Raw genomic sequence first — 16,450 nt, forward strand, 5'->3', positions numbered from 1 at the left:
CAGTGAACCGAGTGTTGCGCCGGGGGATTGATTTGTTAAGTTGTTTTTTAAGGTTGATTGATTTAAAAAACAGCACAATTATCCGGCCATTGGAGCAGCGTTATGACAGTTAAACAGATGCGGGCCTTCCTTGCCGTGGCCCAGACCTTGAGTTTTGCCGCCGCCTGTGAGCGCCTGCATTTGTCCCAGTCGGCCTTGAGCCTGACTATCAAAGGCCTGGAGGAAGGCCTGGGCGGGCGGCTGTTCAGCCGTAATACGCGCAACGTCGCGCTGACCCCGGAAGGCGAATCCCTGCTGCCCCTGGCCCGGCGCTTGATTGCCGACTGGGACAATGCCGAGGATGAACTACGCCAGCGCTTCACCCTGCAGCGCGGGCGAGTGACGGTGGCGGCTATGCCGTCGTTTGCCGGCAACCTGCTGCCGCCGATCCTGAAGATCTTTCGCGCGCGGTTTCCCCAGGTCAATGTCACGGTGCACGACCTGATCAACGAACAGGTCCTGGAAATGGTCCGCGATCGCCAGGTCGAGTTGGGTGTGGCATTTGAACCTTCATCGGGATCGTCGTTGGCCTTTACCCCGCTGTACCTGGACCGCTTTGTCGCGGTAGTGCCCGGTGACTCAACGCTGGCACACATGACCGAGATCGATTGGAAAACCCTGCTGGCACAACCCTTCATTACCTTGCAGCGGCCTTCGACGGTAAGGGTGATGTTGGAAGAGCACCTGGGTGCCTTGCAGATGAAGCTGCCGGTGGCATTGGAAAGCCATCAATTGGCGACGGTGGGCAAGATGGTCGCCAGCGGCCTGGGCGTCAGCGCCGTGCCAGCATTGTGCGCGCAGCAGATGGAAGAGGCAGGTGCCCGTTGCATCACCTTGTGTGATCCCGTGATCGAGCGGCCGATTGGGGTGCTGACCAAGCCAGGACATGAGCTGTCGGCGGCGGCGCAGGCACTGTTTGATATCTTCAGGGGCGAAGCGCAGAAGGGGCGATTCCCGGGGATTTAAGTCAACACAAACAAATGTGGGAGCTGGCTTGCCAGCGATAGCTATCTAACATTCAACAACTCTGTTGATCGTTAAACGGTTATCCCAAGCAAACCAGCTCCCACAAAGGTCTAGTTATTCTTAGTAGTAGCGGTCAATCACTTTAACTTGCGAGTTGTCCTTGAACGACTCCCAGGCATTGTTAAGTGTATCGAAGACCTGCTCAATAAAGTTGCGATCGGCAGCGGCCTTTTTACCGACATAACCCTGGCCGCGGCGGTACATCTTCAGGCGCGCCGCCAGTTCACGGTTATTGCGGTCGAACTCGGCTTCTTCGGTATGGGGCGCCAGGCAGTCAATTTGCACTTCGCCCGATTTACCAATCCACAGGATATGGTCGTCGAGTGTGTCTTTCTGCGCTGCGAACATCTCAGCCAATTCATCGATAGTTGGTTGGTTGTTCAGATTCATGTGTAAGCCCCTTGACCAGTTGGCGATCTTCAGTTGATTCGTTAATTCACGTTAGTTGTCTCCGGTTGCGAAAACCGGGCGTCAGAAACGGTCTGCCAAATACGGGCAGGGTCTTGAACCTGATGCATGTAGTGTTTCTGATGAACTGCTACGCAATGGTTTCATAACGAAGACAAGCAGCATTTGAGCTTCTTGTACCGATCCTTTCGGGCCGGTCAGCTTCATCAATCTGCCTTGTGGGCAGTGCACATCCGGAAAAACAGCTCGGCGGTCAGACGAGCTTGTTCAAAACGCGTGTTACCAACGCTCCCGATCCGGGAGACGCTTGAATCATGCAAGGTCAAAATGGTTACGTCAACGGTTATGTAGTGATTATTTTTGATCACTACATATTTTTTGCAGAAGAGAGGGCGGTCTGGGAAAAGGTGACTTGGGCGTCATTTTTTGTGCCGGGGAGTCGGGGTAAGCATGGCGATGCTGGACCCTTCCAGTGATCTAATGTGGGAGCGGGCTTGCTCGCGATAGCGGTGGATTAGTCAGTAATTTTTTTGACTGATCCACCGCTATCGCGAGCAAGCCCGCTCCCACATAAGCCTGTGTTCACATTGGCTTCGAGGTGTTTTGGTAAATGCTATTCGCCGCGGATGTACTGTTCCAATTGCTGGATAAGGGCAGCCTGTTCAGCGATGGCTTCCTTGACCAGGTCGCCAATGGACAGCAGGCCCAGCAGTTCTCCGCCTTCCACCACGGGCAGGTGGCGCAGGTGGCCGTCAGTCATGATACCCATGCAGTCTTCGACGCTTTTGTGGGTGTCCACGGTGATTGCCGGTGAACTCATCACCTGGTGGACCTGTGTGCTCGTCGAGGACAGTCCATGGAGAATCAGTTTACGCGCGTAGTCGCGCTCACTGATGATGCCAACGACCTTGTCGTCCTTGACCACCGGCAAAGCGCCGACGTTCTTCGCTGCCATCACCACCAGCGCCTCAAACACGGTGTGGTTCCACTGGATGGTATGGACTTCCTGATTCTTCTGGTCCTTGGACTTGAGCAACTGTGCGACGGTCTTCATGGTGGCCACCCCGGTTTTGTTATTAGGCAGTTCCTACAGAATCCTAGACCGCCGGCGCCAGAGCAAGACCTAAAGCGGCGTATATCCGCTTGAAAAGCGTCATTACTCGACTTTTTTCGGTATTTCAGCCCTTGTTTGCCGGTTTTGCCACCCGTTTCGGGCTGGCGCCGGCCTTGCGTTTGGCCGGCTTGCGTTTGTTTTTCCAGGGGGTGGCGCCACGGCCTGCCGGGCTGGCCGGGCCGCTGATGGTCATTTGCATACCATTGCAGCGGGCCACTTGCTTGCTCATCCAGGCCGCCTGCTTGGCGACAAACTCTTCCAGGCTCATCTCACCGCTTTGCACCATGTCCAGGGCCTGCTCCCAAATCGCCGTGGTGCCGGGGTCGGCAATCGCCCTGGGCACCGCGTCGATAAGGCTGAAGGCCGCCGGTGTGGCAGACAGTGCCTTGCCGTTTTTCACCAGGTAACCACGGTCCAGCAGGCCCTGGATGATTCCGGCCCGCGTCGCCTCGGTGCCGATGCCGGTGGTGTCCTTGAGCTTTTGCTTGAGCAACGGGTCCTCCACCAGTTTGGCGACGTTCTTCATCGCCTTGATCAGGTCGCCTTCGGTGAAAGGCTTGGGCGGTTGGGTCCACAGGTCCTTGAGGTTGACCTTCGCCACTGCATAATCCTGGCCCTGCACCAACGCTGGCAAAGGCTGTGGCGCCGGCGCCTCGCGGCCCTTGCTGGGCGCCAGGGCTTCGGGCAAGGCGCGCTTCCAGCCCGGCTCCACCACCACTTTGCCTACCGCGCGCAGGGCTTCACCGGCACAGTCGAAATCCGCCTGGGTGCGGTCGTATTCGTGGTTGGGCAGAAACTGCGCCAGGTAACGGGCGCGGACCAAGGTGTAGACGGCGCGGTGCTTGCCGGTCAGTTGCGCGAGGTCCTTGCCGGCCCCAGTGGGGATGATGCCGTGGTGGGCGCTGACCTTGGCGTCGTTCCAGGCGCGGGAGCGGCGTTGCGCATCGAGGTGTGGCATCAGCGCATTTACCGCCGGGTCGGCGCGGCCCAGTGCCGCGAGAATAGTCGCCGCGTCGCCATGCTGGCTCACGGGCAGGTAGCCGCAGTCGCTGCGTGGGTAGGTGATGACCTTGTGGGTTTCGTAGAGGGACTGGGCGATATCCAGGGTTTCCTGGGCGCCGAGACCGAGCTTCTTCGAGCAGATCTCCTGCAGCGTGCCCAGGTCAAAGGGCAGCGGTGCCACTTCGCGCATGCGTTCGGTGCGCAGCTTCACCAGGCGCGCGCTGGCTGCGTTGCTCATCGCCGTTGCCGCCTGCTGTGCCCGCTCCGGATTGAGGCAGCGGCCCTGATCGTCACAGAGATCGTCGGCGGCGCGCCATTGCGCGATAAAGCGCATCTGCTGGTCCAGCAGTTCGACGTCGATTGCCCAGTAAGCCACCGGGACGAAGTCGGCAATGCTGCGGTCGCGGTCCACCACCAGGCGCAGGGTCGGGGTTTGCACCCGGCCCACTGGCAATACGCCCTGATAGCCGGACTGGCGGCCGAGCAGGGTAAACAGGCGACTCATGTTCATGCCGATCAGCCAGTCGGCACGGGAGCGGCCCAGGGCCGAATGGTAGAGGCTGAAGGTGTCTGCGCCAGGCTTCAACGAGGCCAGGGCCTTGCGGATCGAGGCATCATCCAGAGCCGACAGCCACAGGCGCTGGATCGGCCCGCGATAGCGGCAATGCTCCACCAGCTCCCGGGCGATCATCTCGCCCTCGCGGTCGGCATCGGTGGCAATCACCAATTCCCGGGCTTCCCCGAGCAGGCGCTTGACCGCCTTGTACTGGTTGGCGGTCTTGGGCTTGACCGTCATCTTCCATTTTTCCGGGACGATGGGCAGGTCGGCCAGCACCCAGCGCTTGTACTTGGCGTCGTAGGCATCGGGCGGGGCGGTTTCCAGCAGGTGGCCGATGCACCAGGTGACGGTGACGTCGGTTCCCAGCCAGCAACCGTCGCCCCGGCGCCGGGCGCCGAGCACGGCCGCGATATCCTTGGCCTGGGAGGGTTTTTCACAGAGGAACAGCCGCATGCTCAGCCCATTCGTTACATAGTTGAATGGAGAGCAGGATGGGCAAAAGAAGGGAATTGAGCAACCTTTATCTGTATGGATATACAGCAATTTGTGTGGGCGCCGGCAAACCAATGTGGGAGCGGGCTTGCCCGCGATGACGGTGTGCCAGTCACTGCATTCATTGACTGACCTACCGCCATCGCGAGCAAGCCCGCTCCCACAAGGGATCTACAGGCTTTGCGGGATATTAGTTTTTATCCAGATCCACATTCTTGGTTTCCTTCAGGCACAGCAGCCCGACGATCAGGCTCACCCCGGTAATCACCACCGGGTACCACAGCCCGTAGAAAATATCGCCGGTGTACACCACCAGGGCAAACGACACGGTTGGCAGGAACCCGCCAAACCAGCCGTTACCGATGTGATAGGGCAGCGACATGGACGTGTAGCGGATGCGCGTCGGGAACAGTTCCACCATCAGCGCGGCCAGCGGGCCGTAGCACATCGCGGCGATCAGGATCAGGGCGACGATCAGCACCACCACCATGGTTTTGTTGACCTGGGCCACGTCCGCCGATTTCGGGTAGCCAGCCAGGGTCACGGCGCCGCGCAGGGCGTCTTCGTCGTAGCCGTCGATGCGCACATCGCCGATGCTCACTTGCACCGCGCTGCCGGCAGGTGCGGCTTCGCTGCTGTAGGGCAGGCCCTGTTTGACCAGGAAGGTCTTGACCTTGTCGCATGGGCTGTCAAAGCGCGCCTTGCCTACCGGGTCGAACTGGAAGGTGCAGGTGGCCGGGTCCGCCAGCACGGTGATCGGGGCCTGGCGGCTAGCCTGGTCCATCGCCGGGTTGGTGTAGTGGGCCAGGCCCTTGAAGATCGGGAAGTACAGGGCGGTGGCCAGCAGCAGGCCGACCATCAGTACTGGCTTGCGCCCCCATTTGTCCGAGAGCCAGCCGAAGAAAATAAAGAACGGCGCGCCAATCACCACGCTGATGATCAGCAGCATATTGGCCAGGGCCGGGTCCATCTTCAGGAACTGGGTCAGGAAGAACAGCACGTAGAACTGCGCGGCGTAGAAGGTCACGGCCTGGCCGGCGTTGATGCTGAACAGTGCAATCAACACCACCTTGAGGTTTTCCCAGTTGCCGAACGACTCGCGGATCGGCGCCTTGCTGGCCTTGCCTTCCTCTTTCATTTTCAGGAACGCGGGCGATTCGTGCAGGCTCATGCGGATCCAGGTGGAAATCCCCAGCAGCACGATGGACAGCAGGAACGGCAGGCGCCAGCCCCAGACTTCAAATTGATCGCCTGTGAAGTAACGGCAGGCCAGCACCACCAGCAACGACAGCAGCAGGCCGAGGGTCGCGGTGGATTGAATCCAACTGGTGTGGAAGCCGCGTTTGCCGGCCGGGGCGTGCTCGGCGACATAGGTCGCGGCGCCACCGTATTCACCGCCCAGGGCCAGGCCCTGGAGCATGCGCAGCACCACGAGGATGATCGGCGCAGCGATGCCGATGCTGGCGTAGGTGGGCAACAGGCCTACGCAGAAAGTCGCCACGCCCATCAGGATGATGGTGGCGAGGAAGGTGTACTTGCGCCCGATCATGTCCCCCAGGCGGCCGAATACCAGCGCGCCGAACGGCCGCACCACAAAACCGGCGGCAAAGGCCATCAAGGCGAAGATAAAGGCCGTGGTGTCGTTGACCCCGGCAAAGAATTGCTTACTGATCACCGCCGCGAGGGCGCCATAGAGGAAAAAGTCATACCACTCGAACACCGTCCCCAGGGACGAGGCGAAGATGACCTTTTGCGACTCCTTGCTGGAGACAGTGGCGCCAGGAGTGGCGTCCAGGGGTTGAGCACGTTCTGACATGGGGTAGCCCTCACAGTGATTATTTATTGTTGTTCCACTGTCGGCGCCAACTTCAGCGCCGCTCTTGCCCTGTAGGCTTGCCGGCTTCTACAGGTCATGCCGGTGTTGTCTGTTCTCTTTCGGGGGTGAGGTTCCTTGTTGGCGGGGACAGGATCAGTTGCGCGGCTTTTTCCGCGATCATCAACGTGGGTGAGCAGGTGTTGCCGGAGGTGATACGCGGCATGATCGAGGCATCGGCGATGCGCAGGCCCGGCACGCCGTGCACGCGCAATTGGGCATCGACCACCGCGTCCTTATCCTGGCCCATGCGGCAGGTGCCGACCGGGTGAAAAATCGTGGTGCCGATCCGCGCGGCGGCTTCCTGCAATTGTTCGTCGCTCTGCAACGCCTCACCGGGCAGGTATTCCACCGGGTTGAAGGGGCGCAGAGCCTGGGCGCCGACAATGCGCCGGGTCAGGCGGATAGCTGCGGCGGCCACGCGCAAGTCTTCGGGATGGCTCAGGTAGTTGGGCTGGATCAGGGGCGGCGCCGCCGGATCGGCCGAGCGGATATCAATGCGTCCGCGACTTTGTGGGCGCAAGTCGCAGACCGACGCGGTAAACGCCGGGAACGCGTGCAGCGGTTCGCCAAAGCGCTCCAGCGACAGCGGCTGCACGTGGTATTCGAGGTTGGCCGAAGTCTGTTCCGGCCCCGAGCGGGCGAAGGCGCCGAGTTGGCTGGGGGCCATGGACAGCGGGCCGCTGCGGTCATACAGGTATTGCAGGCCCATGCCCATCTTGCCCCACACGGAGCCGGCGATCTGGTTCAGGGTGCGGGCGTTTTCCAGCTTGTAGATCAGCCGCAGTTGCAGGTGATCTTGCAGGTTGCCGCCGACCCCTGGCAGTTCGTGCCGTACCTCGATGCCCAAGGGCTTGAGGATGCTCGAAGGGCCGATCCCGGAGCGCTGCAGGATGCCGGACGAACCCACGGCACCGGCGCAAAGGATGATTTCCTTGCGCGCTTGCCACGTCACCGCTTGCCCTTGCTGGCGGCCCACCACCGCACTGGCGCGGCCGTTTTCCAGGAGTACGCGGTCGACTTCCACGCCAGTGAGCACCGTGAGGTTGGCGCGCTGGCGGATGGGCTTGAGAAACGCCTTGGCCGCATTCCAGCGCACGCCGCCTTTCTGGTTGACCTGGAAGTAGCCACACCCCTCGTTATCGCCCTGGTTGAAGTCGTCGATGCTGGCGATGCCGCTCTGCTTGGCGGCTTCGCGGAAGGCGTCGAGGATCGGCCAGTGCAGGCGCTGTTGTTCCACGCGCCATTCGCCGCTGTCGCCATGCAGCGGCGAGGTACCGGCAAAATGGTTTTCGCTTTGTTTGAACAGCGGCAATACATCGTCCCAAGCCCAGCCGGGATTGCCTTCGGCGGCCCAACCGTCGTAGTCATTGGCCTGGCCGCGCATGTAGATCATGCCGTTGATCGACGAGCAACCGCCCAACACCTTGCCCCGCGGATAGCTCAACGCACGGCCTTGCAGGCCAGGCTGGGCTTCGGTCTTGAAGCACCAGTCGGTGCGCGGGTTGCCGATGCAGAACAGGTAGCCGACGGGGATATGGATCCAGGGGTAGTTGTCGCGCCCGCCCGCTTCAAGCAGCAACACGCGATGGGCAGGGTTGGCGGACAGTCGGTTGGCCAGCAGGCAGCCCGCAGGGCCGGCGCCTACCACCACGTAATCGTATTGCGCAGGTGCAATAGTCATCTGGGGTCTCGCTTGTTTTTCTTATTGGCTCCATCCTAGTTGTTAGTTTTCGTCTTAAAAATGTTAGTTTTTACCCAGCTGCTGTGCGTTTTTAAACAGCGCTGTGCTCATGGCCGAGAGGGGAGGTGGCATGTTCGACTGGAATGACCTGCGGTACTTCCTGGAGTTGCAGCGCAGCGGGCGCTTGCTCACCGCCGCCCAGCGCCTGAAAACCACGCATGCGACCGTGGCCCGGCACATCGAGGCCATCGAGAAAAGCCTCGGCACCGCGCTGTTTGTGCAGCACGCCCAGGGTTATGAACTGACGCCGTCGGGCGAAGCGCTGCTCAAGCATGCCGAAGCCATGGAGAACGTGGCGCTGCTGGCCGAAGAAGAACTGACCCATTCCGCCGCGCCCCTGGGCAAGATTCGCCTGGGGGTGGCCGAAGGCTTGGGCGTGATGTTTCTCGCCAGCCGCATGGGTGGCCTGTTCGAGCGTTATCCGGGGCTGGAAGTGGAACTGGTGGCGGTGCCGCGCTTTGTCAGCATCCTCAACCGTGAGGCCGAGATCAGCATCCACCTGGAGCGGCCCAGCGTCGATCAACTGGTCACGCGCAAACTCACCGACTACCGCCTGGCCCTCTACGCCAGCCGCAGCTACCTGGCGCGCACGCCAGCCATCGAGAAACGCGAAGACCTGGCCGCCCATGCCTGGATCGATTATGTCGACGACCTGTTGTTCAGCCAGGAATTGAAATTCCTCAGCAGCTTTTGCCGCAACCCCAGGGTGGTATTCCACAGCACCAGCGTGATCGCCCAGCACCAGGCGGCGCGCTCAGGGCTGGGGATTGCGGTGTTGCCATGCTTTATGGCCGCCGGCGACCCGGACCTGGTGCCGCTGTTGCCGGAGGAGGGCATCCAGCGCAGCTACTGGATCAGCTCCCGGCGCGAACTGCACAAGTCGGTACGGTTGCGGGTGTTGTGGGATTACGTGGTGGAGTTGTGCGCCAAGGAGCAGGGGCTGCTGTTGGGCGAGTAGCGAAGGGCAAGGGGGGCTTTACAGAGATCAAATGTGGGAGCTGTCGGGCCCCTGGGAGGCTGCGATGGCGGCAGGTCAGTCAACATCAATGCTGGCAGTACCGCCGTCATCGCAGCCTCGCAGGGCGAGACAGCTCCCACACAGGCTTAGAGTTTCACCGTCTGGTGCACCTGTTCACCACACGCACGGGCATCGTTGATCATCTTTTCAAACGGCGCACTGACGATTTCATCATGGCTCAACCAGCGCACTTTCTGGGTCAGTCGGTAGTGGTAGCGCAACCCATCCTTGAGCGGTTCGCCATCGAGTTCCAGGTCATACCAGGGCGAGCTGATCTTGCAGCCCTGAACCGGCTTGTCCATCTTCCCGCCGGTCAAGGTAAAGGTGTAGTCGACGGTGTCCGGATTGCCCAGGTACAGGTCGCCCCGTTGCCCGTTGCGGCGGTAGTTGAGCAGGCCGTCCCACTTCTCCTTGAGCGACTGGTCGGTGTAGACGTAGCCTTCGTCGAGTTTTTCCAGGGCGCGCAGGTCGGTCATGCTGGCCTTGACCGTGTAGCTATCGGGCTGCACAAACCCGGTGGGTTGGCGGGTGACCTGGCAATCGCTGATCTCGCGGCCAAAGTTGTCGCAGATATTCTGGTCGGTGGCGGTGGCGCCCTGTTCGCGGTCAGCCATGCTCAATTGCATCAGCGTCAGGCGGCTGAAGGTGACGCTGGCGCGGGTCGTGCCGTTGCCCTGCTTGTCGTAATGCACCTGCTTGTCCAGGCGGATGCTGGTGTCAGGGCGCGCCAGGGGGATGTGTTCCTCGCGTACCTGGCCCTGTGCATCGTTGACCAGCACCCAGCGATCCTGGATGTCGGGCATGGTCTGGCCCGGGGCGAACACCGGGTTGGTCGGGTCCAGCCACCACACCTGGCCGGCCACTTCGGCGCGCACGATCGCATGGTTGGGCGCGCCAGTGCCCGGCACCAGCAGTGAATCCACCACATCCCCACGGCTGACCCAGGCGGTCTCGGCCTTGATCCCGCTGGCCTTGAGCATGGCGGTCAGGAGAATCGCCAGGTCCTTGCAGTCGCCGTAACCGTGCTGTTCGATCTCTGCCAGGTTAAACGGCACATAGCCGCGATCCGTGGCGCGCCAGTCACCCAGGTAGCGGTAGTGATCGTTGATGTGCTGCATCAGCCCGGCCACTTGTTGGGCCGGGGCCAGGCCCTTCACCGCCGCCACGGCAGCGGCACTTGCGGCCGGCAGGTTGGCCGCGAGGATCTGGTTGTAGCGCTGGGCAAAGCCGCCAAAGTGCTTTTGTACATCGAGGCTGCTGCCCACTTCGATCCGGGGGATCACCCGCATATAGGCGTGGCCCGATTCGTTGATGTAGTTGAGATAGCTCGGCGCTTTTTGCTCGATGTCCAGGGTCTTGCGATTGACCGAAGGGGTGATGGTGAAGCCATCCATCGACTCGGCGCGCCACTCGATGGGCCGTTCGGCGGTGAAGCGCGCCTTGAGCCGATCGCGGCGGGCGTTGCTGGGGCCAAACTGCAGGGCGTAGTGGAATTCGGTCATCAGCGGCTTGGCCGGGTGATGTTCGCGCACGGTGTAGCGGATCTGTGTGCCGACCCGCAGGTTGGGGAAGGCCAGGGACGTTTGCTTGAGGCGGGAAAACCCCTGGTCGGGGTTGGGCGCGGTGCGCGTATCGATCTGCGCCTCGTCCAGCGCCTGGGGCTTGCCGCCGGGCTGAGTGGACTCGGCGTGCAGCACTTCAAAACCATCGCCTTCGGCGTAGTTGAAGTCGATTCGCGACAATATCTCCCGGCCACTGGGCTGGAGAATGGTGTAGTGATAGGTGGTGGTGCAATCGGTGCTGGCGTCACGGTTGAAGTGGCAGTGCAGCTCGGATTCGTTGGCAAGTGCAGCTTCGGCCATGGGTTGCAACGCGGCATGGGCGGTGTGCGAAACAAGCCCCAGACTGGCGCAGATCAAAGGGCGGTAAAACGAGAAACGGTGCATGGGCGCCTCAGGTGGAACGTTGACACAGATACCCTGGCGGGTACCGAGAAGGCAGCAGATGATAATGGATCGCAACACCAAAGGCTAGCATTGTAGGACAATAAATATCGCCGAAAGGCCCGAGATAGAGCCTTCGGGTGAGTAGGAAGGGTCAGTCGATCAGCTCAAAGCCGGTGCTGCCCAAGCGTTCGCCGTTCACCAGTACATGCACGGTGTGCTGGCCGGGGTAGTGCTTGCGCGTAGTCATGTCGCGGATGTGTTGGCCACGCAGCACGGTATGCCGCTCACCCGCGCCGAGGGTAAACGCCTTGAGCTTGAACACTTTGGCGGCGCTATGGCCGGCGCTTTTTACGTAGTCGATGGCGTAGTCCACCACCAGTTTTTGTGGGGCACTGGCCAGGGATTCGAGGGTGAACGACAGATTGATCCGCTCACCCAGGCGAATCACCGCCGGCTCGATCTTGAACTGGTGGATCTTCACCTCGGCCCGCGCGCCTGCGCCGATGATCGTCAGCGCGCGGGTGTTGCCTTGCTTGATCAGGCTGCGCAGGGCGTGGCGGGCGATCCAGGCGGTGTGGGGGTTGTCCAGGGACCAGCTCTCGATCACCTGCAGCACCCAGTCGGGATGATCCTTGGTGATGTCGTTGAGGTGGTTGGCCACGGATTTGCGCACATACAGGCTGCTGTCGGCCTTGAGGTTCTCCAGGATCGATGCGCACAGGCGCGGGTCGGCCTGCACCTGGGCCAGGCGAAACGACCACGGCAACCTCGGCCGCGAGCCCTCGCTGGCGAGGCGGCGTACGTGTTCATTGTCATCCAGCGACCACTGCTGCATCACCGCCAGAGTGCGCTCGAAGTCCTTGAGCAGAAAAGCCCGCACGGCAAATTCGGCAGAGCCAAAGGTGGTGAAGTACTTGAGTGCCGCCATCGAGCGCTGGAAGTTATCCAGGCCATAGCTGGCCACATAGTGCCCGAGGAACAGGCTGACAAAACCGCTGTTCAGGCGCGGGGCCAGGGCATACAGGTGCTTGAGGGTGTGCGCATAGTCCAGGGGGATCACCGCGTGCAGGCTTTCACTGACGCGGGCCATGCGCTGCATCACCGACAACCCGTCCAGGTCGCGTGTGGCGTGCTTGAGAAACCCCTTGGCATCGAATGACGGGTACACCGCGCTCATCTCATCGGCGATGTGCTGCAGGCGTTCGAGGTTGAAGATTTCCTTGAGGGCAGGGGTGCTTTGCTCGGTCATGGGGAGTCCGCTGGAGAGGGCGTTCGTCGGGCTTTTTCAAGGTAACACCTTGCTCAAGGCCGCGAAGCTCAAAATGTGGGAGCAGGCAAGCTGTTCCCACAAGGTGGGGCAGGGTGCTCGGTATTTACAGATACCAGCGATATTCCCGCGCATTGATCTCCTGCTGGAAAGCCAGGTGATCCTGGCGTTTGTTTTCGCAGTAGACGTCGACAAACTCCGCGCCCAAGCCCTCGCGCAGCGCAGGTTGCTGTTGCATGGCGCGCACGGCCTCGAGCATTTCCAGGGGGAAGTCGTGGCCGCTGTCGCGGTCTTCGTTCAGCGGTGCGATAGGTTCGCGCGCCGCCTCCAGGCCATGTTCAAGCCCGACCAGGATTGCCGCCAGCACCAGGTATGGATTGGCGTCGGCACTGGCCAGCCGATGTTCGATCCGCAGGTTGCGCGGGTCGGACTCGGGAATGCGCACGCAGGCATCGCGGTCTTCATAACCCCAGCAGGCTTTGGTGGCGGCATTGACCGTACCGCCCAGGCGGCGGAAGGCGTTGTGGTTGGGCGAGAAAATCGGCATGCAGTGCGGCAGCAGTGCCAGGCAACCCGCTATCGCATGGCGCAAGGGTTGCTGCTGGTGCGCCGCCAGCAGGTTGTTGCCGGCGGCGTCGTACAGGCTGACATGCACATGCATGCCACTGCCGGGATGTTGCAGGTAGGGCTTGGCCATGAAACTGGCGCGATAGCCATGCTTGAGCGCCACGCCACGGGTGCTGCGGCAGAACAGCGCGGCCCAGTCCGCGGCGCGGAGGCCGTCGTCGAGGTGGCCGAAGTTGATTTCAAACTGGCCGGGGCCCAACTCGGCGGTGATCACCGTAATGTCGATCCCTTGGGCCTGGGCGGTCTGCACCATGTCATCGAGTACCGGGGCGAAACGCGACAGCCGCTCGATGTGCAGGGTCGGTTGGTCATCGGGGTCGTCGCTCAACGGGTCGCGGGCAAATTGCGGCAGGCCGTCGGCCAGTTTCCGGTCGAACAGGTAGAACTCCAGCTCGAACGCCACCACCGGGTGAATGCCCTTGCCGTGCAGGCGCTCCAGGACTTTGGCCAGGACTTCGCGGGGCTCGAACTCAATGGGTGCCTCGGTGCCGTCGGAGGTGATCAGCATCTGCCCCAGGGGCTGCGCTTCCCAGCTCACCGGCTTGAGCGTGCCGGGCACCAGGCGGCGGTTGGCGTCGGGATCGCCGTCGTGGAAGCAATAGTCGCCGATCTTGAACAAACCGCCCTGGGCGCCCAGCAGTACCGCGTTCTGTGGCAGCTTCAGGGGGCTGCCGGCGGCGACTTTTTCCAACATTTCAACCGGGTAGCGCTTGCCGTAGAACCGCCCTGGGATGTCCAGGCAAATCAGGTCGACATAACGTACATCCGGATGGTTCTGGCGAAAGGTCCGCACTTCGGCCAGTAACGTGGAGGAATGGCTTTTCACGGGTGACGCTCCTTGGTGTGCCTCAGTTATAGACCCACAGCACGCGGGCCGGCAGGTCGGTCAGGTTGCCATAGCGGCAGTGGGCGAAACTGGCCAGGTGAAAGCTGTCGCCGGGGCCGAGGGTGACCGCCTCGGCTTCGCCCTCGACCCACAGCGTCAGGTGGCCTTCAAGTACGTAACCGGCCTGTTCGGCGCGGTCGCTCATGGTCTGTTCGCCACTGTTGGCGCCGGGTTCGAGCAGGCTGTCGAGGATCGAAAACGCCCCTTGCATGCTCGGCGAGACGAGGATGTCGGTGATGCCATTGGCGTAATACACCGTGCGCCGCTCGTTGGGGCGCGTGACCCAGTCCACCGCCTTGGGCTTGGACAGGCTGTAGAAATAAGTAGTGGGCACATCGAGGGCATGGCTGATGGCAGTCAGGTCCGCCACGGTGGGGCGCGATAACCCCCGCTCGACCTGGGACAGGAACCCCACGGAACGCTCGATCTTCTGTGCCAGTTGGGCCAGGGTGAGCTTTTTGTATTTGCGCAGGTCGTGAATCAGGATCGCCAGGGCGTCCAGTTCTTCTTGTTTGTCCATGGGGATTTCGTGAAATTCTTATCTAAAAATTTCATGAAAAATTACAGGATTAATTTCACCAGCGCAATAGGCGGTCCAGTGTAGGAGCCGGCTTGCCATCCACCGCGGGATTTTCCGGCAGGCAATCGGTGCCTGGATTGCCGGTGAATGATTGCCCAGCCCTGCTGTCGGAACCTGGGTACACATCATTTATTGAAGGAATGCCCATGAAAGCAACGTCCCTGATTGCCAGCCTGCTGGTTGCCGCCAGCCTGTCCGCCACCAGCCTTACCGTGCAGGCCGAGGACAATCCGCAGAAAACCGTGGAGCCTTCAAACATCAATACCCGAGACTTGAAAGTGGGAGACCGTGCGCCGGATATCCTGGTGCGCAAGGAATCGGCCCTTGCAGACTGGAAAAAGCGCGGGCTCAAAGCGCCCCATGACGACAGCCAGTGGGCGCGGGTCAATGACCGTTATGTGCTGGTGAAAATCACCAATGGCACCATTCTCGATATCACCCCTGCCAAGTAACCGGGTTGGGGGAAGGGGCCCGCGCCCTTCTTCCCCCTTTGCGCTGCGCATTTAAAAATTGCATGCACGAATGCATAAAAACAGTCTTTTTTGCCGCTCATCCTGAGTTAAGGTAGCTGCGCTTCGCGCCCGTCATGGCGTGTGCAACGACTCCTTTTCAGGAAACGAGAGCAGGATGCTGAACACAATAAAAAACTACCCCCGCAGTGTGAACCTGCTGCTGTCGGCCACGCTGGTGCTGACCCTGGCCAAGGCGATCACCTTTCCCTACATGGTGATCTACCTGTCCAGCCACTTTGCCCTGGGCATCAGCCAGGTGGGCCTGGTGATCGGCAGTTCGCTGATCGTCGGATCCCTGCTGAGTGTGTATGGCGGGTTCCTTGTGGACCGGGTCAACAGCTACCGGCTGTTGCTGGGCCTGAGCCTGTTGTTCGTCCTCGGGTTTGTCGGCACGCTGCTGGCACGCGAGCTGTGGCTGTTCTATAGCTGCCTGATCCTGATCAACCTGGCGTATGCGGTGATCGACGTCGCGGTCAAGGCCGGTTTTGCCAGCCTGTTGCCCGTCGACGCGCGCAGCGAAGTGTTTTCCATCAAGTACACCCTGACCAATATCGGCTACGCGGTAGGGCCGTTTTTAGGGGCGATGGTGGCCAAGGTCGATATGAGCCTGCCATTTGTCTTGTCGGTGCTGCTGGGGCTGGGTTTCTTCCTGCTGTACTGGCGTTGGGGCGACCGCAGCCTGGCCACGGTCGACGCCGCGCAAAAGCCGGTGCCCTTCATCGCGGTGGGCCGGGTGTTGCTGCGCGATCATCGCCTGGTGTGCTTCACCCTCGGTGGCCTGCTCAGCGCCGTAGTGTTCGGGCAGTTCACGGCCTACCTGTCGCAGTACCTGGTGACCACCTCGGACGCCGAATACACCTACACCGTGATCAGCGCCATCCTGACCACCAACGCACTGCTGGTGATCGCCCTGCAATACATGATTGGCCGGCAGATCAGCCACCGTCACCTGAGCCGCTGGCTGCTCCTGGGGCTGGCGATGTTCATGGTGGGGGTGATCGGCTTTGCGCTGTCCACCAGCGTGTGGTGGTGGGTGGTGTCGATGGCGATCTTTACCGTGGGGGAAATCATCGTATTCCCCGCCGAGTACATGTTTATCGACCGCATCGCCCCGGACCACCTGCGGGGCATGTACTACGGCGCGCAAAACCTCTCGAACCTCGGCGCCGCGCTGGGGCCGGTGTTGTGCGGGTTGGTGCTGGCCAGCCTGCCGGCGCACTACATGTTCTACATGCTGGCGGGGTTTATCGTGGCCGGAGGGCTGTTCTACTTTATCGGGGCGTCGTTGAAGCCGCGCCCTGACATACCACCACCTGGGTAAACGTCTGCGTCCCTGTGGGAGCGGGCAAGCCCGCTC

The 16,450-nt window shown here is 61.3% G+C and carries 14 protein-coding genes; 5 read left to right on the forward strand and 9 right to left on the reverse strand.

Going from position 1 to position 16,450, the window contains the following annotated elements; translation table 11 throughout:
• Window positions 1-102 precede the first annotated feature (102 nt).
• On the forward strand, window positions 103-1,005 hold the full coding sequence (locus tag ACO77H_RS10840) for a LysR family transcriptional regulator (RefSeq protein ID WP_169956177.1): 903 nt from the start codon (window positions 103-105) through the stop codon (window positions 1,003-1,005).
• A gap of 120 nt (window positions 1,006-1,125) precedes the next feature.
• Here ACO77H_RS10840 and ACO77H_RS10845 read toward each other — a convergent pair whose 3' ends face one another.
• Complete coding sequence (locus tag ACO77H_RS10845; protein WP_029296579.1) at window positions 1,126-1,455, reverse strand: hypothetical protein; 330 nt, start codon at window positions 1,453-1,455, stop codon at window positions 1,126-1,128.
• A gap of 332 nt (window positions 1,456-1,787) precedes the next feature.
• Here ACO77H_RS10845 and ACO77H_RS10850 point away from each other — a divergent pair, with 332 nt between their 5' ends.
• Window positions 1,788-1,949 carry a hypothetical protein gene (locus tag ACO77H_RS10850; RefSeq protein ID WP_169956119.1) on the forward strand — a complete coding sequence of 54 codons (162 nt, stop codon included), beginning with the start codon at window positions 1,788-1,790 and terminating at the stop codon, window positions 1,947-1,949.
• 137 nt (window positions 1,950-2,086) lie between these two features.
• On the opposite strand, the gene ACO77H_RS10855 is transcribed toward ACO77H_RS10850, so the two are convergent.
• The 4 genes from ACO77H_RS10855 to ACO77H_RS10870 all read right to left on the reverse strand — a co-directional run bounded on the left by ACO77H_RS10855 (window position 2,087) and on the right by ACO77H_RS10870 (window position 8,197).
• The gene (locus ACO77H_RS10855) at window positions 2,087-2,527 is read right to left on the reverse strand and encodes a CBS domain-containing protein (protein ID WP_169956176.1); all 441 of its coding nucleotides are present in this window, start codon (window positions 2,525-2,527) and stop codon (window positions 2,087-2,089) included.
• A 124-nt stretch (window positions 2,528-2,651) separates the two neighbouring features.
• Window positions 2,652-4,601, reverse strand: a complete 1,950-nt coding sequence (locus tag ACO77H_RS10860; protein ID WP_169956174.1) for a DNA topoisomerase III — start codon at window positions 4,599-4,601, stop codon at window positions 2,652-2,654.
• 229 nt (window positions 4,602-4,830) lie between these two features.
• Entirely contained in the window at window positions 4,831-6,456 is a 1,626-nt protein-coding gene (locus tag ACO77H_RS10865; RefSeq protein WP_170043170.1) for an MFS transporter, read from the reverse strand.
• Window positions 6,457-6,550: 94 nt separating this feature from the next.
• Window positions 6,551-8,197, reverse strand: coding sequence for a GMC family oxidoreductase (locus ACO77H_RS10870; protein WP_432755435.1), 1,647 nt, complete (start codon window positions 8,195-8,197; stop codon window positions 6,551-6,553).
• Between the two features lie 130 nt (window positions 8,198-8,327).
• Here ACO77H_RS10870 and ACO77H_RS10875 point away from each other — a divergent pair, with 130 nt between their 5' ends.
• A complete protein-coding gene (locus ACO77H_RS10875) occupies window positions 8,328-9,215 on the forward strand; it encodes a LysR family transcriptional regulator (RefSeq protein ID WP_169956169.1) in 888 nt (295 codons plus the stop codon).
• A gap of 146 nt (window positions 9,216-9,361) precedes the next feature.
• On the opposite strand, the gene ACO77H_RS10880 is transcribed toward ACO77H_RS10875, so the two are convergent.
• The 4 genes from ACO77H_RS10880 to ACO77H_RS10895 form a co-directional block, all read right to left on the reverse strand.
• Entirely contained in the window at window positions 9,362-11,221 is a 1,860-nt protein-coding gene (locus ACO77H_RS10880; protein WP_170043169.1) for a DUF3857 domain-containing transglutaminase family protein, read from the reverse strand.
• Between the two features lie 151 nt (window positions 11,222-11,372).
• Window positions 11,373-12,470, reverse strand: a complete 1,098-nt coding sequence (locus ACO77H_RS10885; RefSeq protein WP_432755436.1) for a DNA alkylation repair protein — start codon at window positions 12,468-12,470, stop codon at window positions 11,373-11,375.
• A gap of 124 nt (window positions 12,471-12,594) precedes the next feature.
• A complete protein-coding gene (locus ACO77H_RS10890; protein WP_169956165.1) occupies window positions 12,595-13,941 on the reverse strand; it encodes a glutamine synthetase family protein in 1,347 nt (448 codons plus the stop codon).
• A 22-nt stretch (window positions 13,942-13,963) separates the two neighbouring features.
• Entirely contained in the window at window positions 13,964-14,521 is a 558-nt protein-coding gene (locus ACO77H_RS10895; RefSeq protein ID WP_432755437.1) for a helix-turn-helix domain-containing protein, read from the reverse strand.
• Window positions 14,522-14,727: 206 nt separating this feature from the next.
• Here ACO77H_RS10895 and ACO77H_RS10900 point away from each other — a divergent pair, with 206 nt between their 5' ends.
• A complete protein-coding gene (locus ACO77H_RS10900; RefSeq protein ID WP_070995670.1) occupies window positions 14,728-15,033 on the forward strand; it encodes an RcnB family protein in 306 nt (101 codons plus the stop codon).
• Between the two features lie 175 nt (window positions 15,034-15,208).
• Window positions 15,209-16,414: an MFS transporter gene (locus ACO77H_RS10905; protein WP_169956163.1), complete on the forward strand. Its 1,206-nt coding sequence runs from the start codon at window positions 15,209-15,211 to the stop codon at window positions 16,412-16,414.
• The last annotated feature ends 36 nt before the right edge of the window (window positions 16,415-16,450 follow it).

Source organism: Pseudomonas sp. WMBT8 (genome assembly GCF_050916005.1).
Lineage (GTDB): Bacteria > Pseudomonadota > Gammaproteobacteria > Pseudomonadales > Pseudomonadaceae > Aquipseudomonas.